General features: G+C 34.6%; 25 protein-coding genes, 4 tRNA genes, 1 pseudogene and 1 riboswitch. Of the genes and pseudogenes, 12 read left to right on the top strand and 18 right to left on the bottom strand.

All coding sequences use genetic code 11. The features are described from left to right. Window positions 1-6 precede the first annotated feature (6 nt). From cobU to cobC, 4 genes are all read left to right on the top strand, one after another. On the top strand, window positions 7-516 hold the full coding sequence (gene cobU, locus AC8GF4_RS04600; protein WP_506593030.1) for a bifunctional adenosylcobinamide kinase/adenosylcobinamide-phosphate guanylyltransferase: 510 nt from the start codon (window positions 7-9) through the stop codon (window positions 514-516). 129 nt (window positions 517-645) lie between these two features. Continuing rightward, the gene (cobT, locus tag AC8GF4_RS04595; protein ID WP_506593028.1) at window positions 646-2322 is read left to right on the top strand and encodes a nicotinate-nucleotide--dimethylbenzimidazole phosphoribosyltransferase; all 1677 of its coding nucleotides are present in this window, start codon (window positions 646-648) and stop codon (window positions 2320-2322) included. A 46-nt stretch (window positions 2323-2368) separates the two neighbouring features. Further along, window positions 2369-3166 (top strand): adenosylcobinamide-GDP ribazoletransferase, encoded by a 798-nt coding sequence (locus AC8GF4_RS04590; protein ID WP_506593026.1) that lies wholly within the window; start codon window positions 2369-2371, stop codon window positions 3164-3166. After that, the gene (gene cobC / locus AC8GF4_RS04585; RefSeq protein ID WP_506593025.1) at window positions 3151-3687 is read left to right on the top strand and encodes an alpha-ribazole phosphatase; all 537 of its coding nucleotides are present in this window, start codon (window positions 3151-3153) and stop codon (window positions 3685-3687) included. The genes AC8GF4_RS04590 and cobC overlap by 16 nt, the downstream gene beginning before the upstream one ends. A gap of 12 nt (window positions 3688-3699) precedes the next feature. Here cobC and AC8GF4_RS04580 read toward each other — a convergent pair. Both AC8GF4_RS04580 and AC8GF4_RS04575 read right to left on the bottom strand, forming a co-directional pair. After that, window positions 3700-3963: pseudogene (locus AC8GF4_RS04580) on the bottom strand (Txe/YoeB family addiction module toxin). Beyond that, on the bottom strand, window positions 3960-4166 hold the full coding sequence (locus tag AC8GF4_RS04575) for a DUF2683 family protein (RefSeq protein WP_506593024.1): 207 nt from the start codon (window positions 4164-4166) through the stop codon (window positions 3960-3962). Before AC8GF4_RS04575 ends, AC8GF4_RS04580 begins: the two are co-directional and overlap by 4 nt. 64 nt (window positions 4167-4230) lie before the next feature. After that, window positions 4231-4492, top strand: a riboswitch (cobalamin riboswitch). A 31-nt stretch (window positions 4493-4523) separates the two neighbouring features. Between AC8GF4_RS04575 and AC8GF4_RS04570 the strand changes: the two genes are divergently transcribed. Together AC8GF4_RS04570 and AC8GF4_RS04565 are read left to right on the top strand one after the other, a co-directional pair. Then, window positions 4524-6371, top strand: coding sequence for a TonB-dependent receptor plug domain-containing protein (locus AC8GF4_RS04570; RefSeq protein ID WP_506593023.1), 1848 nt, complete (start codon window positions 4524-4526; stop codon window positions 6369-6371). Between the two features lie 4 nt (window positions 6372-6375). Next, window positions 6376-7473 (top strand): YncE family protein, encoded by a 1098-nt coding sequence (locus AC8GF4_RS04565; protein WP_506593022.1) that lies wholly within the window; start codon window positions 6376-6378, stop codon window positions 7471-7473. A 72-nt stretch (window positions 7474-7545) separates the two neighbouring features. On the opposite strand, the gene AC8GF4_RS04560 is transcribed toward AC8GF4_RS04565, so the two are convergent. After that, on the bottom strand, window positions 7546-8166 hold the full coding sequence (locus AC8GF4_RS04560) for an N-acetylmuramoyl-L-alanine amidase family protein (protein ID WP_506593021.1): 621 nt from the start codon (window positions 8164-8166) through the stop codon (window positions 7546-7548). A 70-nt stretch (window positions 8167-8236) separates the two neighbouring features. Further along, window positions 8237-9685 carry a GFO_1087 family putative carboxy terminal peptidase gene (locus AC8GF4_RS04555; RefSeq protein ID WP_506593020.1) on the bottom strand — a complete coding sequence of 483 codons (1449 nt, stop codon included), beginning with the start codon at window positions 9683-9685 and terminating at the stop codon, window positions 8237-8239. Window positions 9686-9807: 122 nt separating this feature from the next. Here AC8GF4_RS04555 and AC8GF4_RS04550 point away from each other — a divergent pair, with 122 nt between their 5' ends. The 4 genes from AC8GF4_RS04550 (at window position 9808) to AC8GF4_RS04535 (ending at window position 11905) form a co-directional block, all read left to right on the top strand. Continuing rightward, a complete protein-coding gene (locus tag AC8GF4_RS04550; RefSeq protein ID WP_506593019.1) occupies window positions 9808-10317 on the top strand; it encodes a GFO_1088 family ECF-type sigma factor in 510 nt (169 codons plus the stop codon). After that, window positions 10304-10753, top strand: a complete 450-nt coding sequence (locus AC8GF4_RS04545) for a PG0215 family putative anti-sigma factor (RefSeq protein ID WP_506593018.1) — start codon at window positions 10304-10306, stop codon at window positions 10751-10753. The genes AC8GF4_RS04550 and AC8GF4_RS04545 overlap by 14 nt, the downstream gene beginning before the upstream one ends. Before the next feature lie 83 nt (window positions 10754-10836). Further along, the gene (locus tag AC8GF4_RS04540; RefSeq protein WP_506593017.1) at window positions 10837-11364 is read left to right on the top strand and encodes a GFO_1090 family protein; all 528 of its coding nucleotides are present in this window, start codon (window positions 10837-10839) and stop codon (window positions 11362-11364) included. Window position 11365: 1 nt separating this feature from the next. Then, window positions 11366-11905 (top strand): GFO_1091 family lipoprotein, encoded by a 540-nt coding sequence (locus AC8GF4_RS04535; protein WP_506593016.1) that lies wholly within the window; start codon window positions 11366-11368, stop codon window positions 11903-11905. Between the two features lie 335 nt (window positions 11906-12240). Here AC8GF4_RS04535 and AC8GF4_RS04530 read toward each other — a convergent pair whose 3' ends face one another. From AC8GF4_RS04530 to AC8GF4_RS04485, 10 genes are all read right to left on the bottom strand, one after another. Then, the gene (locus AC8GF4_RS04530) at window positions 12241-13278 is read right to left on the bottom strand and encodes an IS5 family transposase (RefSeq protein ID WP_506593015.1); all 1038 of its coding nucleotides are present in this window, start codon (window positions 13276-13278) and stop codon (window positions 12241-12243) included. Window positions 13279-13427: 149 nt separating this feature from the next. Next, window positions 13428-14069 carry a nucleotidyltransferase family protein gene (locus AC8GF4_RS04525; protein WP_506593014.1) on the bottom strand — a complete coding sequence of 214 codons (642 nt, stop codon included), beginning with the start codon at window positions 14067-14069 and terminating at the stop codon, window positions 13428-13430. Beyond that, window positions 14059-14820: a xanthine dehydrogenase accessory protein XdhC gene (gene xdhC / locus AC8GF4_RS04520; RefSeq protein WP_506593013.1), complete on the bottom strand. Its 762-nt coding sequence runs from the start codon at window positions 14818-14820 to the stop codon at window positions 14059-14061. Before xdhC ends, AC8GF4_RS04525 begins: the two co-directional genes overlap by 11 nt. Window positions 14821-14961: 141 nt before the next feature. After that, window positions 14962-17145, bottom strand: coding sequence for a xanthine dehydrogenase family protein molybdopterin-binding subunit (locus tag AC8GF4_RS04515; protein ID WP_506593012.1), 2184 nt, complete (start codon window positions 17143-17145; stop codon window positions 14962-14964). Window positions 17146-17147: 2 nt separating this feature from the next. Continuing rightward, window positions 17148-17606, bottom strand: coding sequence for a (2Fe-2S)-binding protein (locus AC8GF4_RS04510; RefSeq protein WP_506593011.1), 459 nt, complete (start codon window positions 17604-17606; stop codon window positions 17148-17150). A gap of 163 nt (window positions 17607-17769) precedes the next feature. Further along, a complete protein-coding gene (locus AC8GF4_RS04505) occupies window positions 17770-18105 on the bottom strand; it encodes a hypothetical protein (RefSeq protein WP_506593009.1) in 336 nt (111 codons plus the stop codon). Between the two features lie 378 nt (window positions 18106-18483). Next, window positions 18484-18556, bottom strand: a tRNA-Lys gene (locus AC8GF4_RS04500). A 40-nt stretch (window positions 18557-18596) separates the two neighbouring features. Continuing rightward, a tRNA-Leu gene (locus AC8GF4_RS04495) sits at window positions 18597-18679 on the bottom strand. A gap of 45 nt (window positions 18680-18724) precedes the next feature. Then, window positions 18725-18797 (bottom strand) — tRNA-Lys (locus AC8GF4_RS04490). Between the two features lie 38 nt (window positions 18798-18835). Continuing rightward, a tRNA-Lys gene (locus AC8GF4_RS04485) sits at window positions 18836-18908 on the bottom strand. A gap of 211 nt (window positions 18909-19119) precedes the next feature. Between AC8GF4_RS04485 and AC8GF4_RS04480 the strand changes: the two genes are divergently transcribed. Next, on the top strand, window positions 19120-19638 hold the full coding sequence (locus tag AC8GF4_RS04480; protein WP_506593008.1) for a shikimate kinase: 519 nt from the start codon (window positions 19120-19122) through the stop codon (window positions 19636-19638). Here AC8GF4_RS04480 and AC8GF4_RS04475 read toward each other — a convergent pair. Further along, entirely contained in the window at window positions 19630-20130 is a 501-nt protein-coding gene (locus AC8GF4_RS04475) for a phosphoribosyltransferase family protein (protein ID WP_506593006.1), read from the bottom strand. The genes AC8GF4_RS04480 and AC8GF4_RS04475 overlap by 9 nt on opposite strands. 149 nt (window positions 20131-20279) lie before the next feature. After that, complete coding sequence (locus AC8GF4_RS04470) at window positions 20280-20669, bottom strand: RNA-binding S4 domain-containing protein (RefSeq protein WP_506593004.1); 390 nt, start codon at window positions 20667-20669, stop codon at window positions 20280-20282. Between the two features lie 79 nt (window positions 20670-20748). On the opposite strand from AC8GF4_RS04470, the gene bamM reads away from it, so the two are divergent. After that, the gene (bamM, locus tag AC8GF4_RS04465; RefSeq protein WP_506593002.1) at window positions 20749-21771 is read left to right on the top strand and encodes a BamM family beta-barrel-assembly machinery protein; all 1023 of its coding nucleotides are present in this window, start codon (window positions 20749-20751) and stop codon (window positions 21769-21771) included. A gap of 255 nt (window positions 21772-22026) precedes the next feature. On the opposite strand, the gene AC8GF4_RS04460 is transcribed toward bamM, so the two are convergent. Continuing rightward, the gene (locus tag AC8GF4_RS04460) at window positions 22027-22980 is read right to left on the bottom strand and encodes a transketolase family protein (protein ID WP_116797489.1); all 954 of its coding nucleotides are present in this window, start codon (window positions 22978-22980) and stop codon (window positions 22027-22029) included. 79 nt (window positions 22981-23059) lie between these two features. Beyond that, entirely contained in the window at window positions 23060-23908 is an 849-nt protein-coding gene (locus tag AC8GF4_RS04455; RefSeq protein WP_506593000.1) for a transketolase, read from the bottom strand. Between the last annotated feature and the right edge of the window lie 590 nt (window positions 23909-24498).

The following is a 24498-nucleotide window of genomic DNA, read 5'->3' as shown; positions in this document are numbered from 1 at the left end:
CCAAAAATGATATACCTAATTACAGGTGGAGAACGCTCCGGGAAGAGTAGTTACGCCGAGAATTTAGCCAAAGAATTATCCGTAAAGCCATTGTATGTGGCCACAGCCAGAAAATGGGATGAAGATTTCCAAAAACGCATTAACCGTCATCAAAAAGACCGAGACGAACGTTGGGTCAACGTAGAAAAGGAAAAGCATTTGAGCGAAATTGATTTTTCCGGAAAAGTCGCTATTGTGGATTGTGTGACACTTTGGTTGACCAACTTTTTTGTAGATACCAAAAATGATGTTGCTTTAAGTTTGGAACAAGCCAAAGCCGAATTGGATGCTATCGTACAGCAAGAAAATGCTACGATTATTATTGTCACCAACGAAATAGGAATGGGCGTTCATGCGGACACCCATATTGGTAGAAAATTCACAGAACTTCAAGGTTGGATGAATCAATACATCGCTCAAAAAGCCGAAACGGTTGTGTTAATGGTTTCCGGAATTCCAGTAAAAATAAAAGGTTAGATTGTATAATAATAAGTTTTTAAATTTTGGCGTTACCACAAGGGTCGGGCTGTACGCTATATCTATTGTGGCGAACCCCGCCACAATAGGATGTCGCTTCCATCCCTAACGCAAACACAGAGTACAACAATGAATTTAGATGAAATCATAAAATCCCGTCGCGACACCCGCCATTTTACCCAAGACGAAGTGCCTGATGAAGTGATTCAAAAAGCACTACAAGCTGGACATTACGCACCCTCTGTAGGTTTGACCGATGCAACAAAATATTACCTGATCAAATCGGCGGAAATTAAAAAAGCGATAAAGAATTTATTTTTAGATTATGATAAAAAAGCAACAAACTTAACCGACGATGAAGAGCAAAAATCACAATACAAAGCCCTAAAACTGGAAGCCATTGAGGAAGCACCACTCGGTTTGGTGATTGCTTACGACCGTTCGGTTTTGAATAATTTTACAATTGGAACTGTCGGCAGTAATGAAGCGATCAAATTTAGTGCCGTATGTGCTGCCCAAAACATTTGGCTTTCTTTGACAGAACAAGGTTATTCTATGGGCTGGGTTTCGATTCTAAATTATTATCAGTTCAAACAGCTTTTAGGATTACCCGAAAACATAGAGCCTTTGGGGTATTTTTGCGTTGGTAAACCCGCTACCAATTACGACAACCAACCCATGTTACAACAACTAAATTGGAAACAAAAGCAAGAAAATCCAATCGTCAATGAAATTTCTGTTTTACACAAAAATAAAATAGAGAATATTGTTTTAGTTAATAAAGAAGAAATAGGAAGTGGAACTGATTTCACTAAATTATTGCAACAAAAAATAGACAACAAAACCAAACCAACCGGTTCTCTTGGCATTTTAGAAAGTCTGGCAAAACAAATCGGAACTGTTTTTCAAACGTTAGAACCCAAAATAACAAAACCCAATATAGTTGTTTTTGCTGCCGACCACGGAATTGCCAATCATGGCGTGAGCGCCTATCCGCAAGACGTGACCCGACAAATGGTAACTAATTTTCTAGAAGGCGGGGCGGCCATTAATGTATTTTGCAAGCAGAATAATATTGCGTTAACCATTGTAGATGCGGGAGTAAATTATGATTTTCCAACAAATACAAAGTTGGTTTCGGCCAAAATAGGAAAGGGAACTCAGTCATTTTTGCAAAGCTCAGCAATGAGTCTAACCGAATTGGATTTGTGTTTTTCTAAAGGACGAGAAATAATAAATTCCATTTTTGAAACAGGTTGCAACTGCATCGGTTTTGGCGAAATGGGAATTGGAAATACGTCTACAGCTTCGGTGTTGATGAGTGTGCTTATGGAGTTGCCTATTGAAGATTGTGTAGGTAAAGGAACTGGAGTTGTTGACGAAAAGCTACTTCAGAAACAAAACATTCTCAAAAAAGCACTTGATAATTATAATGGTTCAAATGATTTGCAAAGCAAGTTAGCCTACTTTGGCGGATTTGAAATTATGCAAATGGCGGGCGGAATGCTACAAGCCAAAGAAAATAATATGCTTATTTTGGTTGATGGTTTTATTTGTACGGTAGCTTTTTTAATCGCTTGTAAAATGAAACCTTCTGTAATTGAGAACGCCATATTCTGTCATTCCTCTGCAGAACAAGGACATCAAAAAATAGTAGATTATTTGAATGTTCGTACAGTATTGCAACTCGATTTACGATTGGGAGAAGGGACAGGTTGTGCGGTTGCGTTTCCGATTATTCAATCGGCTGTTATTTTTTTAAATGAAATGGCAAGTTTTGAATCTGCAGGAGTTAGCGGTCAGTAAATCAATTGCCTACAGCTTTAGCTGGAGGAATAAAATTATATTAAAAATGAAAAAACAATTACACATATTTTTTACCGCATTAATGTTTTATACTCGTATTCCATGTCCCAAAAACATTAATCACGATCCTGATTATTTAAACAAAGCATCCCGTTATTTTCCTTTAGTTGGTTGGATAGTTGGTGGAATTTGTTTTGTGGTTTACTATCTCGCTTCGATTGTATTTTCTGTTGAAATAGCTTTGATACTATCCATGATCGCTGGAATTCTTACCACTGGAGCTTTTCACGAGGATGGTTTTGCAGACGTTTGTGATGGTTTTGGAGGTGGTTGGACAAAGGAAAAAATATTAATCATTATGAAAGACAGTGCAATTGGTGCGTATGGAGCTATTGGTTTGGTTTTATTGTTTTTGTTAAAGTTTAAAGCACTTTATAGCCTGATCCAAACATCTGAAATCGTTAATCTTCAATCTACAATAAAAAATCTTTTGTTTTTTATTTCAGCACATTCAGTAAGTCGTCTATCTGCTATTTCTATTGTCTTTACCCACGAATATTCTCGAGAAGATGCGTCGAGCAAAAGCAAGCCAATTGCTCAGAATTTCACTTGGAAAGAAGTGGTTGGAGCCTCATTTTTTGGATTGTTGCCTCTGGTAATTTTGTCTTTTTTTCAATGGCAATTATTGTTGGTTTTACTCCCTGTTTTTGTAACTCGGTTTTTTCTGGCTCGTTATTTTCAAAAATGGATTGACGGTTATACGGGAGATTGTTTAGGAGCAACGCAACAAGTATGTGAAGTTATTTTTTATCTGTCAATTATAGCGATATGGAAGTTTATTTAGTTCGTCATACCGAAACGGTATGTGAAAAAGGAATCTGCTACGGTCAGAGTGATGTTGGAATTCGAGAGCCTTACGATGTAGTTTTTGAGTCCATTCTAAAGCAGTTGCCTCAAAACGCTATTTTGTATTCCAGCCCATTGCAACGCTGTGCTATTTTGGCAAATCACATCAAAGAAAATACTCAAATCGATTCCGTTATTCAAGATTCAAGACTGATGGAAATGAATTTTGGGGATTGGGAGTTAAAAAGTTGGAATGACATTCCGCGAGAAGTTTTAGACCCTTGGATGGAAGATTTTGTAACGGTTAATGTGCCAAATGGCGAATCGTTTGTAGATTTGGACAATAGAGTTCGAGAGTTTTTGAATAATGAAATTTCCAAAACACACAATAAGCCGCTAATCATTGTGGCACATTCTGGAGTGATTCGTAGTATTTTGTGCAAAATAAATAATCTTCCTTTGGAAGACGCTTTTAAAACGCAACTGGATTACGGGGTTGTTATTAAAGTGGGAATGTAAAGAAGTATACTTTTAATAATGGCCTTTTAAAGAATAAATGGTAATACTGTTTTTGTTTTCAGAGATTTTGTAAACTAATCGGTGTTCTTGATTAATTCTTCTACTTCAAAATCCAGTGTAATTATATTTTAAAGCTTCTGGTTTTCCAATTCCACTATAAGGAGTTTGAATTATGGATTCAATTAGTTGTCTTATTTTTTTTAGAAGTATCGGGTTATTTAGTTTTTTAAAATATTTTAAATGTTCTAAAGCTTCATCAGTAAATTCTACTTCTATATATCATCAAGGCTAATTTTAGAAATTTTCCCTTCTTTTTCATCATTAATACTACGCTCCATTGAAGCTACAAAATTTGGGTCATAAAAATCTTCAGCTGAATTTTCTTTTTGATTTTCAAACTTTATTTTCGATGCTTCAAGAAAGGCTTTGAGTACTTTTTTCTCCTCATTGTTTTTCGGATGTACGATAAAAGTTTCCATAATGAAATTGTTTACTACAAATATAAAAAATAAAACTTTAGGATTTGTAAATTCATTTCTGCTATATTTGCACCCGAATTAAGGTTGTGTTTTACTTTTTATAAAAACACATTAAAAGGGAATTAGGTTCAAAACCTAAGCTGTTCCCGCAACTGTAAGCTATTAAGCTTGTTGTTATCTACAAACCACTGTTTTAAATTGTAGATTTTAGAATTCGGATTTTAGAATATAATATTTCTAACTTCTAACCTCTAACTTCTAATTTCGAATGGGAAGGTGAACAACAAGACGTAAGCCAGGAGACCTGCCTTTTTTCTTAACGAATATCGAACTTTCGGGAAAAAAGGTTCAGAAATTATGACTTTAAGAAAACTAATAGTATCCTTTTTTGTTTTATTGTGCCAATTGATTTCGGCGCAAAATGATTCTATAACCAATTTAAAAGAGGTTGTAGTTTCCGACCGAACTTTATATACAAATAACAAATCGCAATCGATTCAAGTGCTGAATGATTCGGTTATTAACAAAAACCAATCGTCTCTTACCGATGTTTTAAAATTCAACAGTGTATTGTATTTCAAAGAATACGGGCGCGGAATGTTGTCAACGGTTTCTTTTAGGGGAACAACAGCATCGCAAACTGCTGTGATTTGGAATGGGATAAATGTCAATTCGCAACTCAACGGTAGTGCCGATTTTAACACATTCACGGCACCCGATTTTAATTCTATAAGTATAAAAGCGGGCGGAGGAAGTGTAAGTTACGGAAGCGGAGCCATAGGCGGAACGGTACACTTGACTAATAATTTGGTTTTTAAGAACAAATTCGAAAATGATTTGCGTCTGGATTACGGTAGTTTCAATACTATTGGGGTCAATTATAAAATGACCGTTTCCAATAAAAAATGGAGCACACAAGTCGGTTTTTCTCGAAATAGTTCCGATAATGATTATGACTACGTTGGGCTTTATACTTGGGATGGTATGCAACGCAAAAATGAAAATGGGCAATATGCCACTACCAATTTGTTTGCCAATGTGGGGTACAAAATCAAACCCAATTCGGTTCTTACTTTTTATAGCCAGACTTCAAATACCGACAGGAATCTTTCGCTGATTTCAGAATCCGATTCAAAAACAAAGTACGTCAATACTTTTAGTCGAAATCTTTTGGAATATTCTGAAATAAATGAGAATTTCAGTAGCAATTACAAAATAGCTTACCTCACAGAGCAGTACCAATATTTTGAGAATATCGATAATAAAGATTTTAGTTTTGGAAACTCAGAATCTTTAATAGCAAAAGCTGATTTTGGATATCAATTATTAGAATCCGTGAGACTTAATGGTATTTTAGATTACAATCGTACCAAAGGATTTGGAGAAAGTTTTGGAGACAATACCAGACATATTGGGGCCATAGCGATAAAAGCGGTACATCAATATGGTGAAAAATGGCAGAACGAATTGGGTTTCAGAAAAGAGGTAAGCTCAGATTATGATAGTCCATTATTGTTTTCTTTGGGTTCAGTGTATAAGTTCAATTCTTTTTATAATTTAAAAATCAATCTTTCCAGAAATTTCAGGATTCCAACGTTCAATGATTTGTATTGGGAAACGGGAGGAAATCCTAATCTAAAACCAGAGAATTCGTATCAAGCCGAGGTTGGAAATGTTTTTAAATATAAAAAGTTCACCTTGTCCGAGACCATTTACTTTATGAAAATAAGCGATATGATTCGTTGGGTTCCTTCAAGTGGTTCCAATTGGTCTCCCGAAAATACAGATCGGGTTAATTCATATGGTTCTGAAACTATTTTGGGTTGGTCGAATTCGTTTGGCAAAAACAATCTAGCCCTAAATGCTTCTTATGCCTATACAAGGTCAGAAGATTTAGAAACTGGAGAACAATTGATATATGTTCCGTATCATAAATTCAATTCAAATCTTTCTTATTCGTATAGTAACTGGACTGCAACCTATCAATTTTTGTTTAATGGAGCGGTTTCTACTCCATCGGCAAAATACAATTTAGTCAAAGAATATTGGGTTTCAAATCTTGGAGTGTACTGTAATTTGGGAACTAAATATACCTATAAAATTGGTTTGCAGACCTTAAATGTTTTTAATGAACAATATCAAAGTATTTCCCAGCATATCATGCCAGGAAGAAATTTTTTAATCAATCTAACTTTAAATTTTTAAAACAATGAATTTCAGTAAATTAGTTTTAACAGCGCTATGTTTTTCTTTATTTTTTGCGTCTTGTACCAATGATGATGATAATAATGATGCTCCATTAGGGAGTTATGACAAAGGCTTTTTGATTTTAAACCAAGGTGGTTTTGGGCATAATGATGCTTCTGTTTCTTTTGTTTCATCTGATTTTGTTACGGCACAAAATGATATTTTTTCTATTGTAAATCCAGCAATTACTTTGGGAGATACAGGACAAGATGTAGGATTCAATAATCAAAATGCTTACATCGTTTTGAACGGAAGCAATAAAATAGAAATTGTAAACCGTTATACTTTAAAAAGTGTTGGAACAATCAATTCCGGATTAAAAAACCCGAGATATATTGCATTTGCCAATGGAAAAGGATACGTGACCAATTGGGGAGATGGAGGAGTTGCAACGGATGATTATGTTGCTGTGATCGATTTGTCTTCAAATAAAGTTTCAAGTACAATTCCTGTTGTTGAAGGTCCAGAACGTATTATTGAAAACTCAGGAAAATTATACGTTGCACATAAAGGTGGTTATGGATATGGGAAAACAGTTTCGGTTATAGAATCTGGCTCAAATAAAGTTTCAACTACAATTACTGTTGGGGATATTCCAGAGAGTTTGGTAATAAAAGATGGAACTTTGTGGGTTTCTTGTTCAGGAAATCCAAGTTATGTATCGGCTCCAGCTATTGAAACTTCAGGGAAAATTGTAAAAGTAAATTTGACTACCAATAAAGTAACAAGTACAATTGCGTATTCAGACGCCACAAAACATGTATCCAATTTTGTTATAAATGGTAGCGACGCTTATTACACTATTGATTCAGATGTTTATAAAATGAGTACATCTGCAACTACTTTGCCTACAACTCCTGCATTCAGCACTACTGCTCAAAATGTATATGGAGTATATAGTTTTGCAGTTCATGGAAATCATATTTATGTTGGCGATGCAGGAAACTACAAAAACAACGGAAAAGTATATGTTTATGCATTAAATGCACCGTCAATTGGTTCATTAGAAAAAACATTCTCTGTTGGAGTTATTCCAGCGGGTTTTTATTTTAATGACTAGTATTTAGGTTTTTATTTTTGAAAAAAAAAGAGGCTTTCAGTAATGAAAGCCTCTTTTTGATTGAGTTTGTTTTTATTGTAATTCGGATAAGAAAGAATTGATGTTCTTTGCAATAGCAACTTGTTCTTTTTCGTCTGTCAGGTATTTTCTGTCTTTAGCATTTGTCAAATAACCCAACTCAACAAGTACAGTTGGAGCTTCAGATTTTTTTAGAATATGAAAAGGAGCTAGTTTTGTTTTAGACACTTTAAGAGAATTGTTTTTTGAAAGTGAAGCGTTTAATTGGCTGGCAATTGTATTTGACTTTTCATAAAAAGGAGTTGTATCACTTACATAAGATTCAATTCCGGATTTTTCATTATTTGGATTAGCATTTATATGAAGCGATAAAACCAAATCCGGTTTTACAGTATTGATAAAATCTGTTCTTTTTTCTAATGGTATCAGCTCATCCGAACTGCGAGTTAGTAGAATAGTTATGTTTTTATTTTTATTCAAAGACTTTATCTTATCGGCAATTTGAGAAACAATTACTTTTTCAGAAGTTTCATTGAAAGTTGCTCCAAAATCTGATCCGCCGTGACCTGCATCAATAACAACTGTAAAAGCTTTTAGTTCAGTTGCATTTGGCTTAATGAAAGCTAAAGAAATTAGTGCAGTTAAGCCTAAAAATAATAGCGCTGTCTTTTTCATCTGGATTTTTATTTAAATGGTTATCAGATTACAACGCTTTATTTTGTAGTATTATTGTGTTGTAATTTGTTTATTCCAAAGATTTCAAAAGACCAGAAGGTACTTTGTCAACATACATTTGGTTTTGTAAACCATTTATTGATTTTGTGTCTTCAAAATAAGGATATACTTTGCCTTTGTTCATTTTGATCATTTTGGCAGTTCCTGTAATTTTACCAATTGCAGTGCTCAATAAGGGTTCAGTACTATTACCCAAAATACCTAAATCGGCTAGATTTTCTTTTAAAGCATAAGTAGGGTTCAAACCGTTGAAATAGTCACCAAAATCATCTGCATTTACTATCTTTAAGACCAGAGGTTGCATAGCATAACGGTGATTTGGATTTCTATTTTCTTTTCCAAAAGTAGGAGAATCATATACGGTTATAGAGCCTACATTTTTTCCTGTTGTAATGTCACCAATTTGAACCACTTCAATGTAAGGTTTTAAACCGTTAATTACCAATTCACTTGCAGATGCAGTGCTTTTTGAAGTTAAAATGTAAATTTTGGTAAGATTCAAACTGTTTATTGGAGCGTTGTCAATTGTATTAGTAAATAGGTTCTTTAATGCATCTGGATTTTCGGTTTCAAAGTAGGCATTGATCTTGTCATTCCATCGTTGTTTAGAAAATACTTTATCTGTAAATTGTCCAGTTATCATGCTTGCCAAACGAGTAGCTGTAAGAACAGAACCTCCAGAGTTGTATCTTAAATCCAAAACCAAATCAGTTATTCCTTGAGTTTTTAAAGTTCCAAATGCTTCGTTCAACTGAGTGTCATAATTGGGATAAAAACCATTGTACATTAAATACCCAATTTTATGAGTACCAGATGCAATTGTGTTATTTATCAAAATGGGATTCTCAGCAAGTTCCGTTTTTGTTAATGATACCGATTTTCCATTTGGAGTTATTTTACCATTATCAAAATCAGCAAGATTAAGGGTGTAATTTTCGGCATTTATTAAAAGAGTTTGATAATTGCTTACTGTAAGTTGAGTGCCATTTACTGCATAAAAAATGGCTCCACGTTTTATTTCTTTAGTTGATGCGTTAGAATTAGGTATAATATATCGAACCCAACCAAAAATATCATCAGAATTGGAGGCTTTGCGGTAAAGTCCAAAATCCACTCCGTCATTCTTTGTAGTTCCCTGAAGCATCCCTTCCAATTCCCTGTAATCGCTAACAATCCAACTAAAACGATCAATAGACTTATCTACTCTTAGAGCTTCAAATAAATCTTCTGGTTTGGAATATCCTTTTAAAAAAACATTTAATTCGGCTTGATTGGCAAATCTTTTGTCAGCCAAATTAGGTACGTCAGCTTGCCATAAATAATACAAATTCATACCTTTCCAAATAAAGTCGTTGATTTCCTGGGCAGGTGGTGCGGCAACATCGTCCATATCCTCACAACTTGCAAAAGAAATAAGGGCAATTAATGCTAAAAGTGTAAATTTTAAAAATGTCTTCATATAGTATTCTCTAGTAGGTATAGAACGTAAAAGTACTAACTTTAGTTTAATTTATATTTTTTTTGTAACAAATATAATTGTGATTCGTCTAGATTATATAACCAGATTAATAAAATTGTTTTATGAACCAAAATGAATTCGTGCATTTAATCAATCCATTCAAAGACAAGCTCTTTCGATTGGCCAAACGATTGCTCGTTAGCACAGAGGAAGCAGAAGATGCTACTCAGGAAATTTTGGTAAAATTATGGACAAAAAATGAAAATCTGGAAGCTTATAATAGTGTCGAAGCAATGGCAATGACAATGACAAAAAATTATTGTTTGGATCAATTGAAGTCAAAAAGAGCCAGTAATCTTAAAATAGTTCACAATAACTACACCGATAGGGAACCAAGTTTGGATAAAAAAGTAGAAGATAGCGATAGTTTAGCTTGGGTTGAGAAATACATTAACCAATTACCAGAACAGCAAAAATTAATTATTCAATTAAGAGATATAGAGCAATGTGAGTTTGAAGAAATTGCAAAAATTTTGGAAATGAATGAAACTGCTGTGAGAGTAGCACTTTCAAGAGCTAGAAAAACAATTAGAGAATACATGTTAAAAACACACCGTTATGGAATTCAATAAAATAGAAATACTATTAGAAAAATACTTTGAAGGAGAGACCAGTATTGGCGAAGAAAAAGAGTTGAAAGAATATTTTACTTCTTCAAATGTGGCGCCACATTTGGAACAATACCAACCTCTTTTTGGTTATTTTTCTTTGGCAAAAGAGCAAAAGTTTACCCCTGAAGTGCTACTACATTCCATAAAACGTAAAGTAGCGTGGTTGTCAATTGCTGCTTCAGTTGTAATTATGTTAGGAATAGGATCTTATGTCTACTTTAATGCAAATGTTGCTATGGAAAATAAAGATTTAGGATCGTATGATGATCCGGAGGAAGCTTTGGCAGCAACTCAAAAGGCATTAGCAATGTTGTCAAATAATGTAAATGTGGGTGTAGAAAGTGTTCAGTACATTCAAGTATACGAAGACACCAAAAATAAAGCATTTGTTGAATAAAAATAAAGCAAGAATGATTCTAGAGCATTTAAGCCGAGTAAGTTGAATTAAAATTTTAAAAATAATCATTAAATCAAAAAAAAATGAAGAAGTTAATAATCACATTAGTAATAGTATTAGTATCAAGTCCGTTTTTTGCGCAAGGAGCATTCGATAAATTTGATGGTCAAGATGACGTAACGTCAATTGTAGTCAATAAGAAAATGTTTGAATTGATGAGCAAGGTAAAGGTTGACACCTCCGATAAAGAGGCACAACAATATATGAATTTGATCAAAAAATTAGACAATTTAAAAGTGTTTACCACTAAAAGTGTTCGAGTAGAAGGGGAAATGAAAGTAGCTGCAGATAAATATATTAAAACAGCTGGTTTGGAAGAATTGATGCGTGTAAACGAAAAAGGGAGAAGCATCAAAATTATGGTAAGATCTGGTGCCAAGGATACACAAATCAAAGAGTTGTTGATGTTTATCGATGGCGGAAAAGAAGAAGATACGGTTTTGATGTCATTGACTGGCGATTTTGATTTGAGTGAGATTTCGGTTTTGACTGACAAAATGAGAATTCCTGGTGGAGATGATTTGAAAAAAGCAACTAAAGGAAAAAAGTAAGATGAGAGTCATATTATTTTTAATCACACTTTTACTAAGTTTGATTTTAGGAAGCTGTAGCTCCGATCCATCTTTGCAAAAATACTTTGTAGAAAACACCGAGAACAAAGATTTTATCGCATTGGATATTTCGTCAAATATTTTGAATGTGGATAAAACCAAATTGACAATTACTCAAAGAGAAGCGTTACACTCTTTTGATAAAATGAATGTGTTGGCTTTTAAATTAAACGATAAAAACAAAGAACAGTTTGAAGCAGAACGTGCCAAAGTTAATTTGATTCTGAAAGATACAATGTATCAACAATTGATGAAATTTAGCTCAGGCAAACAAGGCGCTTCAGTAAGTTATGTTGGGACTGATGACCATATTAACGAATTTGTTCTTTATGCCAATAAAAACGATACGGGTTTTGCAGTCATTCGAGTTTTAGGCAAAGACATGAATCCAACGCATATTATGAATATGATATCGGTGTTGCAAGAATCCAAAATTGACTTGGAACAATTGAAACCTTTGCAGGAGTTAATTAAGAAATAGGGTCACTATTCAGCATATTGATAATTTTCAATTGCCTCCAGCTTTAGCTGGATGAATATGGATTCAATGTACTATTGGCTTTAGCCAAAAAGTATAGTATTTTGGCTAAAGCCAAGACAAACTACTCAAATTTTATTCCTCCAACTAAAGCTGGAAGCAATTAAAGTATAGGTAATCTCTAAAAACTGCTTTCAGTATTTTTAATTGCTTTTTAGAATTTCAAAAAAAATAGGAAGCAGTTTTTAAGTTTTCATATTTGAGCTTTGTTTTTGCATAAGCTATTGTAAATTAAGGCTTTATATTATTTTGTTTTTGCAATTTTGCGCACGTCCCTACTAAATAGTTTGAATTTGAATTTTTCTAAACATATTATAGGTTAAATTCATTAACCCAACTAGTCCCTCAACTCTCTTTATTCCAATGGCGTACAAATTCATTCCGTTCATACTTCCTTCCATAAAACCAAAAACATGCTCAACCCTTGAACGAATCCTTGATTTCTCTCTATTGGTTGCAATTTCTTGCTCGGTTAATGGGTTGTTTCTATAGCCTTTCTTACAAGTTTTGTCATTCATCTCTTTTTGAGAGATAATATTTCGTTGGTTTTCACCACTATAAGCAGAATCACCACTAAAATCTTCATCTGCATCCTTTTCATCTAATAAATTTTCAAGTACTTGTGAGTCATGTACAGAAGCATCGGTCACTTCATATTTTAAAATTAACTTACTCTTTGCGTCTACTTTCACATGGTTTTTATAACCATAGTAGCTTACGTTATTCTTTTTAGTCCATCTAGCGTCTAAATCTTTTTGAGATTTTTTATTCGAATTTTCTTCAAATGATTCTGGAGTATTTCCAGATTTAATTTCAGTATTTTCAGCTCTACTATTTCTTTGTTTTGGTACTTCTATGAAACTGGCATCAATTATTTTTCCTTCATTTATTATCAAATTTAGTAACTCTAATTCTTTTAAAAATAACTGAAACAATTCGTCAATTAACTTTAAATCAATTAATTGCTCTCTGAAATTCCAAACTGTTTTGCTGTCAGGAATATCATCTGCGATAGTCAAATTTAAGAAGCGCATAAAACTCATGCGGTCATTTATTTGATATTCAATTTGGTCGTCAGACACATTGTAATAACGCTGAAGTATTAAAATTTTGAACATTAAAACATAGTCGTAGGGTTTTCTTCCTCCCTTACCTTTGGCAATTTTTGAAAGCCTTGTTTCTAATAAATCTCTAAAGATTTCAAAATCAATATGTGCATTTAGCTTCTCTAAAGGGTCGCCTAATTCACTCAATTTAGTCAAGCGAATGTCTTGGTCAAAAAAACCGTAATCTCTATGTCTCTTAAATTTTTTCATCACCGAAATTTAAGCAATTTTAAAAATTTATACAAATCGGGGAGTTTTTAGAGGTAACCTATAAAAAATAACACAGGCTAAATAGTAACAAAATAGGTTTAAATTTTAATTTGTAAAAAAGCGTTTCGATTAATTTCGAGACGCTTTTTTTATGGTAATTTTTGATTAGAATTTGTAAACTCTATCCAATCATTTGGAGTGTTTAAATTTTTTAGAATACAGGAATCGGTTACTGCTATTCTTGTTATTTTGGAAGGGTTAGTTTTTTTGATTTCCAAATCCAATCGGCTGTTTTGGTCAGTTGGATTTAGCAAGAGAAGGGGTTCCCAAAATTCAGAATGAAACTTTATAGGATGGCCATTTTTGCTTTCAAAATTGGGAAGTACAATTTGGTTTTGAGTATTAATTATAGTTTGAAGTTCGAGAGAATTTAAAACTGGAATATCAATAGGATTGATTAGAACAGCCCTGTCTTTCGGAATTTGTTTTAGAACGGTTTGTAAAGTAGAGAAAGTACCCAATTCAGGATTCTGATTTACAGCAATTTTTACTTTTATGTTTTTATATAAAATAAAATCCAAGAGCGCTTTTTCAAACCAAGATATCGTATCAAAATATAGTTCGTGATTATAGCCTAGCCCAATATAAACTTTGGAAATTGTTGAGGATGCAATTCTTTTGAGTTGTTCCAAAATCCAAAAGGTATCTTGGTACGGCAGTAAACCTTTGGCAATGCCCATTCTTTCGGATTTCCCTCCAGCTAATAAAACAAACACCGTTTTATTTTCCATAATACATTTTCAGTAATTCAGAAGCGATACTTATGGCAATTTCTTTGGGGGAATTACCACCCAAATCCAATCCAATTGGACAGTGAACGCGAGAAATTCCTGCTTCAAAATTCAGTTCGTTAATCAATAAATTGTTGAATTTGTTTTTCTTGGTTTTGCTGCCAATCAAACCAATGTATTTAGTTGGTTGATGCAAGGCCAAAGCAGTAATTTCAAAATCCAGTTTGTGATCGTGCGTTAAGATAACCACATAACAATTGGAGCCCCAGTTTACGGTTTGTTTATAAAGGTCAAAAGGAACAGCACTATACCTAATGGTTTGATCAATTTTAATGGTTTCTCTCCAGTTTTCTCGGGAATCCAAAAGTGTAATTGCAAAAGGGGTGTCTTTTAATACATTACAAATGGCAACACCTATATGTCCTGCTCCAAATAAATATAATTCTGGGAATTGATTCATGGGCTCAATAATTAATTCTACTTTTCCGCCACAGCATTGTTCAAATTCAGGGCCTAAAGTATAATTGGATTCTATAATTTTGTTTTCTTGTATAGCACGAACAGCTTCATCAATTACTTGAAATTCTAATTTTCCGCCGCCAATGGTTCCGTATATTTCTTTTTCAAGGGTAACAATCATTTTTGAAGCTACTCTACAAGGAGCCGAACCAAGAATTTTGGTAACTGTAACAAGAGCCACAGGTTTCTTTTTGCTTTTAAAATCGTGTAATAGTTCAATCCAATTGTTCATTAAGAATAGGTATTCGTTTTTTTGTACTAAATTCGATTAATACCGTTTTTGCGTTAGGGATTAGAGTGAAAATCCTCCCGATTTTTCTTCGGGAGATTGTAACGGAAAGCCCGACCCTTGTGGTAACGCCCAAAAAATCATTTATACAAGGTCGTAATCGCTCAAAGGTAAATTGTAATATCGTTTCCCTGTTAGTTTAAATATAGCATTGATAATGGCTGGGGCAATCACAGGAACGCCAGGTTCTCCAATTCCTGTAGGTTTTTCGGTGCTTTCTACAATTTCAACATGTACTTTTGGTGCTTCATTCATTCGAACCATACGGTAGTCGCTGTAGCTGTTTTGTTCGATAGCTCCATCTTTGGCAGTTATTTTACCATAGTAGGCCAATGACATTCCAAAGATAGCAGCGCCTTCTAGTTGCGATTTTATGGTGTCTTTATTGACAGCCGTTCCGCAATCTATTGCAGTATATACATTATGTACTTTTACTTTGTTGTCCACCATTGAAACTTCTACCACCGAGGCTACATAAGTATAAAAACTATAATGAACTGCCAAGCCAAAAGCATGTCCTTTGGGTAATGGTTTTCCCCAATTGGCATTTTTTGCAGCCTTTTTCAAAACATTTTTAAGGCGAGCTGTATTGTATTTTATAGCATCTTTGGTGTCTTCGATGCGGTCATCTCCGATTAATTTCAATCTGAATTCCAATGGATCTTGTTTGGCAGCATGAGCCAATTCATCGGCAAATATATTGATAGAAAAACCATGCAGTATATTGATTACCGAACGCATCCATCCAATTCTTACCATCGCAGGAGCTTGTCCCGATTCAAACCTCATATTTTTTATATCAAAAGGAACATCGGAAGCGCTTGAAGCTTCCCATCCTGCGGGATATTCTTCGCCAGGTTTGAAGGTGGACATAATCGATGGGAAAGCCGAGCGGTGAAGCCAGCCTGTCACATTGCCTTGCGCGTCCAACGAGGCTTTCATATATTGCGAACTTACGGTATGGTAATAACCGTGTTTGATGTCGTCTTCTCGAGTCCAAACGACTTGTACGGGCGCATTGATCGCTTTTGAAACGATGACAGCTTCTACGATATAGTCTGGTTTTGATTTTCGGCCAAAGCCTCCTCCTAAAAAGGTGACATTTATGGTTGTTTTGTCTAAGGCTGTCCCTAAATAAGCTGAAACTTCTTCTCTAGCAGTTTGCGGTGATTGTGTTGGAGCCCAAACTTCGCAACGGTCGCCTTGTACCCAAGCTACAGCATTTGGAACTTCCATTGGAGCATGGGCTAAATGCGGTAATTGAAAAGTGCTTTCAATAACTTTTGAAGCTTCATTAAAAGCCTTGTTTAAATCACCAATTTCTTTTTCGACTTTGCCGGATTTGTGGACTCTTTCGGTTAATTCAGCCATGTACTTCTCGGAATCATAACCTTCATTTTTACCATAATTCCATTGTATTTCCAGCGCTTCTTTTCCTTTAAAAGCGGCCCAAGTATTCGAAGCGATTACAGCTACACCGCCAAGTGGGCCAAAAGGTCTTTCGATTCTTGGAATTTCAATTACAGCTTCTACGCCTCGAATTTTCATAGCGGCTGTTTTGTCAAAAGATTTAACCGTTCCAAAAGTAACGGGACATCTTGCAATAGCCACAAATTTCATGTTGGGCAAACGTTTGTCGATACCGTATATAGCGCTTCCGTTTGCAAAATCTTTAACGTCAATACTTTTTAGGGTTTTACCAATGTATTTAAAATCTTTTGGATTTTTAAGAGTTATATTTTTAGGAACTTGCAATGTTTTTACTGCATCGACCAATTCTCCAAAGCCTAATTTTTTTCCACTAGAATGAATGACAAAGTGGTTTTGGGCTGTGCATTCACTTTCAGGAACTTGCCAAGTTTTTGCGGCAGCGGTAATCAACATCATTTTGGTCATGGCGCCCATTGTTCGCATGGTCTCATATAAGTCGGTTACACTTCGAGAACCATCTGTATTTTGGTCTCCATATTTGGCATCTCCAATGGCTTGTTTAACAGATACTCTATTCCAATCGGCTTCCATTTCATCTGCAACAATAGAGGTAAGGGATGTTCGTACTCCATTGCCCATTTCAGAACGTGAGCAAACTATTATTAGACTTCCATCCGAATTTAATTGCACAAATAGATTAGGATTGAACTCGGTTGCAATCTCAGAGGTAACATCTTTTGAGAATAAAGTATAATTGCAAGCTAATATTAAACCGCCAGAAGCTAATCCTACGTTCTTGATGAAAGACCTACGGCTTATGTTTTGAATTTCACTCATGATTATTTTTGTTTTTTAAGTGAAACTGTATGTTGAATGGCACTTTTGATGCGTTGGTACGTACCGCAACGGCAAATATTACCGCTCATAGCATCGTCAATATCAGTATCTGTTGGGTTTTTGTTGGAGTTGAGTAGGGAAGTAGCAGATATCAATTGTCCCGGTTGGCAATACCCACATTGAGGGACGTTGAATTCCTCCCAAGATTTTTGTAATAATTGTAAATTTTCTGACGTTCCTTCAATGGTTGTTATGTTTTTGCCTTCAACAGCCGAAACAGGAGTCAAACACGAATAAGTAGCCACATTGTCAACGAGTACTTTACAAGCCCCACAAGCGCCAATCCCACAACCAAATTTAGTACCCGTAAGTCCGATGCTATCTCGAATTGCCCAAAGTAAAGGCATTTCTGGGTCAACATCTATAGTATATTTCTTTTTGTTTAGGAGTAGTGTCGTCATTTGGATTTCAATTTGAAATTAGGAAGGTGAAAGTTATGACTTTTTTTAAAATTTTCCTCTGATTTTTTTATTTTGAGACGTTTGGTATAAATCGAATTAAAAAAAAACAGTTCTTAAAAAATTTATTTTTAAGAACTGTTTTTTTTAAGATTTTAATAAAGGCTTAATTGCTAATTGTATGATAGCGCTCAATGCTTTTTTTTGAAATTTGTGAAAGACTGTATTTGGCAAACAATTTGTCGAAATACAACTTCGATTTGGTGAAATTTTTATTTTCGTAATAGTAATTGCCTAGGGATTCAAAAAGTTCAGCAGATTCATAGCCTTTTTCAATTATACGTTCGTAGGTTTTTTGAACATTTACTAAAACGTATTTTTGTTTGCTTACACTATCGTATCGAACGGTTTGTGAATAGGATTTTGAACTCAGTAAGAGAGCAATGAATAAACTTAAAAAAAAGCAAAAGAAGAGTCGATGCGGGCTTATTTTTTTTATCATAAATTATTTTTTAGTAGAAATAAATTACAAACGTATTGTTTTTAAGCAAGTTAGCTATTTTTTTTACTTTCTATTGTAAACGGTTGTTAATTTTTTTTTAAAAGAATTAAGAATTTGATTTGTTTTTTAGTGCTTAGAAGTTTCAAAGTTCCCATTGGGTACTTATTGAGTTTTATAAAAATAAAATTTTTGTGTATGATATAACAAAAGCTTTTAGAAGTCAGTTTAGAGAATAAGGAAAATAGATTTTTTCATGTTCAGATTATTTAACTTTTTCGCTTAATCCCAACTTTTGCGCATGATCTATGATCCCTACCGTTTCTCGATTTGTCCAAAAACAAGTAGAGACGTTGCAATGCAATGTCTCTACGATTTTTGTGACCCGACTGGGGCTCGAACCCAGGACCCCATCATTAAAAGTGATGTGCTCTACCAACTGAGCTATCGAGTCATTATATTTAATTTCTTAATAGATTTTATTTTTTTTAATGTGACCACGGTGGGATTTGAACCCACACGCCCTTGCGAGCACCAGCCCCTCAAGCTGGCAAGTCTACCGTTTCTCCACGTGGCCGAAAATAAGTAGAGACGTTGCTCTGCAACGTCTCTAAGATTTTTGTGACCCGACTGGGGCTCGAACCCAGGACCCCATCATTAAAAGTGATGTGCTCTACCAACTGAGCTATCGAGTCATTCATTCAAGGAAATTATGTGTTGATCACTAAAATTGTGACCCGACTGGGGCTCGAACCCAGGACCCCATCATTAAAAGTGATGTGCTCTACCAACTGAGCTATCGAGTCATATTCTTTCCTTGAATGCGGGTGCAAATATAAGGACTTTTTTTCGAAGTTTCCAAGCAATTTTATTATAAATTTGTCTTTTTTAAACAAATAATGGTAACGCCTTAATTTGTAAGGGCTTATTTAAATGAAATCATCATGATTCAAAAGAGCAAACTCAAAATAATGAATGCCGATACCAAATTCCGCTAAAAAACAAACTTAAATTTAAATGAAAAAAATAATATTATTAGGTTATATGGGTTGTGGGAAGTCTACAATTGCCAATAAACTTTCTGGAATGATTCAAATTCCGTATATTGATCTCGACGAATACATCGAAAAAAAAACAAATTTGACCATAAATCAAATTTTTGAGAACCATGGAGAAATACATTTTCGAAAATTAGAACATGCTTTTTTTGTCGAGTTGCTGAATCTCCCTGAGCAAATAATTATTGGTTTGGGTGGAGGTACACCTTGTTATGCCAATAATCACGAATTGTTAATAGGAGATGAGGTGCTGTCTATTTACCTAAAAGCATCTATTGATACTTTGTTTAATAGATTAGTGTCTAATAAGAGCAAAAGACCACTTATAGCGGACAAAAGCGATGACGAAATGAAAGAGTTTATAGCCAAGCATCTTTTTGATAGAAGCTTCTATTACAATCACGCAATGCACAAAGTAACTGTTGATGATAAATCAATAGAGGAAACAGTAAATGATATTTTAAATCTATTAGCTTAAACAGGCGTAACTGTCGCCATTGTTGTCAAAAACAACATCTACATGCTCCAGTAGTGAAGTAGAAAGTGATATTCCTTTAAAATCGGCTTTAATGGGGAATTTTTTGTGGTTTCGGTCTACAAGAACAACTGTTTTAAACTTTTTTAAAGGAACATCCAGAAAATGTCTTACGGCATATATTAAGGTAGTTCCAGAACTCAATACGTCATCAACTAGAATTAAGCCTTTATTACTGTATTGTTCCTTTGTTAATGAAGTTGTAATAGGTTGTTCTGGTTTTTGTTTGTTGATGTGAACCTCGCACAACGAAATCTTGGTTGGTGCAATAGTAGCCAATACTTGAGCAATCTTTTCGGCAAAAATAAAACCATTTGTTGTAATTCCTGCAATCACAATTTCCTCTTCCTCCACAAAAGTTTCATAAATTTGGTACGCTATTCTTTTGGTGGTGTGTTCTATTTGTTGATTGGTAAGGATTATATTCTTGCTCATGGCGTATTGTTGATTTGTTTTTTCAAAGATAAAAAAGTCAAGTGAATTTCACATTGTTAATTCTTTTTTGAAAATAGTTTGTTTTATAATTTGATTCCTAAATGCTGTGATTGGAATTTGGGTTTTGATTATTAGATTAAAAGGCACATTTAGTCTAATTCGTCCTCGTCTTTTATTTCATTTCCAAATTCGTCAATATCTCTTCTGTCCTTTTTGGTAGGTCTTCCGGTTCCGTTTTTTCTATAGTGTTCTTTGGATAGTTTTAATAATTCCAAATGAGCATACGATTCTGCTGGAGTTTCATTTTTTCGATACATATCAACCAATTTGGCGCCCACGCGATTTTCGGGAATGTCAAGTACGGTAATGATTTGCGTAATTTGGTCTTTTCTAAAAGTAATTTTATCAGTAGCAAAAACTTCCTTCGAGGGTTTTGCAACCATACCATTTACAGTAATATGATTTTTTTTACAGGCTTCAGTTACCATGTTTCTGGTTTTGTAATACCGAACACACCATAAATATTTGTCTATTCTCATGAATTTTCTAAAAACGAAGTTAAATACTTTACAAAAGTAAATCATTAATGTATATTTGCGACTTAAACTATACCAAATAATGAGCAAAATTAAGTTTTATTTTATTTTTTTGATTGCAACAGTCGTTTTAATAAGTTCATGTAATAAAGATGATAATAATAGCGCAGAAGTAACTCCACCAAAACCGTATGCAGAACAATATCCTTTAGATATTGCAGCGATTGAAGATTATTTAAAAACAAATTATATTAGTGAAGTTGTCAATAAACCTGGTTTTCCTGAAGATCAAGATGTAACTATCAAAAAAATTACAGATGCAGCAACACAACCCTCTTTATATTCTTATTTAAATAGTGCAACTCTTCCAAGATTAACAAGTAGAGATGTAAGTTTGCATGATATTGTATATAAAGTATACACTCTTGTCATTAGAGAAGGTGTAAAAGGAGGAACGCCAGTTTCTGGAGGGGAGTATCCTTCAAATGTTGATGGTATTTTTACTGGTTACAAAGGAACATTATTAGATGGAACGGTGTTTGATTCTAGTAATAATGGACAAATATTATACAACCTTGATGGTTCAAAGCGAGATGGGGGAATTCCAGTTATTCGAGGTTGGTCTGATGGGTTTCCTCAGTTTAAAACAGGTTGGCTTTCTTCAGAAAGTAATGGAACAGTTGGTTATAATGATTTTGGAGTTGGGGTAATGTTTCTTCCGTCTGGTTTGGGGTATTATAGTCAAGTTAAAACAGCTATACCTGCTTATTCGCCTTTGGTATTTAGTATAAAATTGTATGCCTTAAAAAGATACGATCATGATGCAGATGGTATTCCTTCTTTTCAAGAAGATTTAAATGGAGATAGATACATGAACAGTTTTGCAGCTGGAGTTGATAATCCAGATGATACAGATAAAGATGGAACTCCAGATTTCTTGGATTTTGATGATGACGGTGATAATTATGCTACAAGAGGAGAAGTTAAAGATAAAGATGGAAAAGTGTATCCTTTTGATTTAATACCAGATTGTGATGGAAATCAAACGAAACCAGATAGACTAAAAAGGCATTTGGATAAAAATTGTATCAAAATGAATCAATAAAACACAATCCCATTCAGCAACGAATGGGATTTTTTTTGATGTAGCTTTGAAATAGTTTGTTTTAAAAAAAAAGGTAAACAGTACTTTGCAAATGAGATTGCTTTGTTCTTCTCGAAAACTTTATTCACGTCCTTGCGAGGAACGAATCAATCAAACTAAAAATAGTAACACACAAAAAAATCCCATTCGCAATTAAGTGAATGGGATTTTTTTATATCTATAAATCAGATATCTTAATCAAAAATAAAATATCCTTTACTTTCTTTTGATCACTCTTTCTACAGCTTCAACAATGGCTTGATTGTTCAATTTGTATTTTTCCATTAATTGTTCTGGTGTTCCAGATTCTCCAAAGCTATCATTAACTGCGACAAACTCTTGTGGAGCTGGGTGGTGCAATGCTAGTACTCTAGAAACACTTTCTCCAAGACCTCCAAGAATGTTGTGCTCTTCGGCAGTAACAATACATTTGGTTTTTGCCAATGATTTTAGAATCGCTTCTTCGTCCAATGGTTTAATGGTGTGAATGTTGATTACTTCGGCAGAAATTCCTTTGGCTTCCAAAGCTTCGGCAGCAATAAGAGCTTCCCAAACCAAGTGTCCTGTAGCAACAATAGTTACATCGGTACCTTCGCTTAAAAGAATTGCTTTTCCGATTACAAATGGTTCGTCTGCTGGCATAAAGTTAGGCACAACTGGACGACCAAAACGCAAATACGCTGGACCGTGATGATCAGCAAGAGCCAATGTAGCTGCTTTGGTTTGGTTGTAATCGCAAGTGTTGATTACAGTCATTCCAGGCAACATTTTCATTAATCCGATATCTTCCAAGATTTGGTGCGTTGCTCCGTCTTCTCCAAGTGTTAATCCTGCGTGAGAAGCACAAATTTTCACATTTTTATCAGAGTAAGCAACTGATTGACGAATCTGATCGTAAACTCTACCCGTAGAAAAGTTAGCAAAAGTTCCTGTAAAAGGAATTTTTCCTCCAATGGTTAATCCCGCTGCAATACCGATCATGTTCGCTTCTGCAATACCGATTTGGAAAAAACGCTCTGGATGATTTTTCTTGAAATCATCAAATTTCAATGATCCAATTAAATCCGCACAAAGTGCCACAACATTTTCATTCTTTTGACCCAATTCGGTCATTCCCGCTCCAAAACCCGAACGAGTATCTTTACTTCCTGTATTTGTATATTTTTTCATTTGTTTCATTTGAGGTTCTGAATTGCTATTTAAATAGCTAAGATTTTAAATCTAAAATCAGAAATCGTTAATCTTAAATCTAGTAATCTGCTAAAATAGATGTGTTTTGACCTAAAGCATTTGCCAATTGATCATTGTTTGGCGCTTTACCGTGCCAAGCATGACTGTACATCATAAAATCTACTCCATTACCCATTTCGGTGTGCAATAATACACAAACTGGTTTTCCTTTTCCAGTTCTAGATTTAGCATCTGTCATTCCAGCAATAATAGCTTCGATGTTGTTTCCTTCTTTAATTTCAAGTACATCCCAGTCAAAAGCTTCGAATTTTGCACGGATACTTCCCATACATAAAACTTCGTCAGTAGTACCATCTATTTGTTTTCCGTTAAGGTCAATTGTAGCAATAAGGTTATCTACTTTTTTGGCAGAAGCATACATGATCGCTTCCCAGTTTTGACCTTCTTGCAATTCACCATCCCCGTGAAGCGTGTAAATGATATGGTTGTCACCGTTTAGCTTTTTAGCCTGTGCAGCACCAATTCCTACAGATAATCCTTGACCCAATGATCCAGATGCGATACGTACTCCAGGTAAATTGTCATGAGTGGTTGGGTGTCCTTGTAATCTAGTGTTGATCAAACGGAAAGTAGCTAATTCAGGAACAGGAAAATAACCGCTTCTTGCCAAAACGCTGTAAAATACAGGCGAAATGTGTCCGTTTGAAAGGAAGAATAGGTCTTCTCCAATTCCATCCATGTCAAATCCTTCTTTGCGATCCATAAGGTTTTGGTATAGCGCTACTAGAAATTCTGCACATCCTAGAGATCCCCCTGGGTGACCTGAATTGACAGCATGAACCATTCGAAGAATATCTCTTCTTACTTGGATAGTTAAATCGTTTAATTGTTGTGTGTTAGGCTTCATTTTGTGTGTAAAAGTTAAACTGCTGCAAAAGTAATTTTTTTTTACCGTAAGCCAAATGATTTCAACGGCAATTTCAATAAAAATGGCAATGTCAATGGCAATATCAATTTCAAATAGTGCAAGGTGTGAAGTCGAAGAGGTAAAATCTAAAATCTAAAATCAGTAATCTGACTTCATCTGGGCGTAACCCCAATAGAAAAAAGGGCCTAACATACATTGCGCTTATGTGGCCCTTTTCTCTATTGCGGTCGGGCTATTTGCGCTACTTCGGTAGCCAGCGACTATCCCTTACGCAAAACCGTAAATCGAGAAATTTTGGTATAAAATGATAATGAATAAGTGGTAAATAGCTTCTCAAGTCTCATGTTATATCATTAAGATTACTATGACCTAAACAAGTGAAATTTCATTTTTTTTTCAAAAAATGCTTTTAGGTTTTTTTAGGCATTGAAAGCCTCTGAATAAATAATAAAAGGAAGATTTTAACGTCTTCCTTTTACAGACTTATTCGTCGGCACCAAAGGTTTATTCCTGATAGGTTACTCCTCAGCAGAGCCTATTTCCGCTTCGCCTTGGCAAGACAAAGCTAT

It is taken from the genome of Flavobacterium rarum (SeqCode) (assembly GCF_965234445.1).
Classification (GTDB): domain Bacteria; phylum Bacteroidota; class Bacteroidia; order Flavobacteriales; family Flavobacteriaceae; genus Flavobacterium; species Flavobacterium rarum.
Note: the sequence above shows the minus strand (reverse complement) of the source record. Positions and strands in the feature narration are given on the sequence as shown.

Excerpts from the sequence above, each read along its gene's own strand:
- cobU (WP_506593030.1), top strand. The coding sequence starts at position 7 with ATGATATACCTAATTACAGGTGGAGAACGCTCCGGGAAGAGTAGTTAC.
- cobT (WP_506593028.1), top strand. The coding sequence starts at position 646 with ATGAATTTAGATGAAATCATAAAATCCCGTCGCGACACCCGCCATTTT.
- AC8GF4_RS04590 (WP_506593026.1), top strand. The coding sequence starts at position 2,369 with ATGAAAAAACAATTACACATATTTTTTACCGCATTAATGTTTTATACT.
- cobC (WP_506593025.1), top strand. The coding sequence starts at position 3,151 with ATGGAAGTTTATTTAGTTCGTCATACCGAAACGGTATGTGAAAAAGGA.
- AC8GF4_RS04575 (WP_506593024.1), bottom strand. The coding sequence starts at position 4,166 with ATGGAAACTTTTATCGTACATCCGAAAAACAATGAGGAGAAAAAAGTA.
- AC8GF4_RS04570 (WP_506593023.1), top strand. The coding sequence starts at position 4,524 with ATGACTTTAAGAAAACTAATAGTATCCTTTTTTGTTTTATTGTGCCAA.
- AC8GF4_RS04565 (WP_506593022.1), top strand. The coding sequence starts at position 6,376 with ATGAATTTCAGTAAATTAGTTTTAACAGCGCTATGTTTTTCTTTATTT.
- AC8GF4_RS04560 (WP_506593021.1), bottom strand. The coding sequence starts at position 8,166 with ATGAAAAAGACAGCGCTATTATTTTTAGGCTTAACTGCACTAATTTCT.
- AC8GF4_RS04555 (WP_506593020.1), bottom strand. The coding sequence starts at position 9,685 with ATGAAGACATTTTTAAAATTTACACTTTTAGCATTAATTGCCCTTATT.
- AC8GF4_RS04550 (WP_506593019.1), top strand. The coding sequence starts at position 9,808 with ATGAACCAAAATGAATTCGTGCATTTAATCAATCCATTCAAAGACAAG.
- AC8GF4_RS04545 (WP_506593018.1), top strand. The coding sequence starts at position 10,304 with ATGGAATTCAATAAAATAGAAATACTATTAGAAAAATACTTTGAAGGA.
- AC8GF4_RS04540 (WP_506593017.1), top strand. The coding sequence starts at position 10,837 with ATGAAGAAGTTAATAATCACATTAGTAATAGTATTAGTATCAAGTCCG.
- AC8GF4_RS04535 (WP_506593016.1), top strand. The coding sequence starts at position 11,366 with ATGAGAGTCATATTATTTTTAATCACACTTTTACTAAGTTTGATTTTA.
- AC8GF4_RS04530 (WP_506593015.1), bottom strand. The coding sequence starts at position 13,278 with ATGAAAAAATTTAAGAGACATAGAGATTACGGTTTTTTTGACCAAGAC.
- AC8GF4_RS04525 (WP_506593014.1), bottom strand. The coding sequence starts at position 14,069 with ATGGAAAATAAAACGGTGTTTGTTTTATTAGCTGGAGGGAAATCCGAA.
- xdhC (WP_506593013.1), bottom strand. The coding sequence starts at position 14,820 with ATGAACAATTGGATTGAACTATTACACGATTTTAAAAGCAAAAAGAAA.
- AC8GF4_RS04515 (WP_506593012.1), bottom strand. The coding sequence starts at position 17,145 with ATGAGTGAAATTCAAAACATAAGCCGTAGGTCTTTCATCAAGAACGTA.
- AC8GF4_RS04510 (WP_506593011.1), bottom strand. The coding sequence starts at position 17,606 with ATGACGACACTACTCCTAAACAAAAAGAAATATACTATAGATGTTGAC.
- AC8GF4_RS04505 (WP_506593009.1), bottom strand. The coding sequence starts at position 18,105 with ATGATAAAAAAAATAAGCCCGCATCGACTCTTCTTTTGCTTTTTTTTA.
- AC8GF4_RS04480 (WP_506593008.1), top strand. The coding sequence starts at position 19,120 with ATGAAAAAAATAATATTATTAGGTTATATGGGTTGTGGGAAGTCTACA.
- AC8GF4_RS04475 (WP_506593006.1), bottom strand. The coding sequence starts at position 20,130 with ATGAGCAAGAATATAATCCTTACCAATCAACAAATAGAACACACCACC.
- AC8GF4_RS04470 (WP_506593004.1), bottom strand. The coding sequence starts at position 20,669 with ATGAGAATAGACAAATATTTATGGTGTGTTCGGTATTACAAAACCAGA.
- bamM (WP_506593002.1), top strand. The coding sequence starts at position 20,749 with ATGAGCAAAATTAAGTTTTATTTTATTTTTTTGATTGCAACAGTCGTT.
- AC8GF4_RS04460 (WP_116797489.1), bottom strand. The coding sequence starts at position 22,980 with ATGAAAAAATATACAAATACAGGAAGTAAAGATACTCGTTCGGGTTTT.
- AC8GF4_RS04455 (WP_506593000.1), bottom strand. The coding sequence starts at position 23,908 with ATGAAGCCTAACACACAACAATTAAACGATTTAACTATCCAAGTAAGA.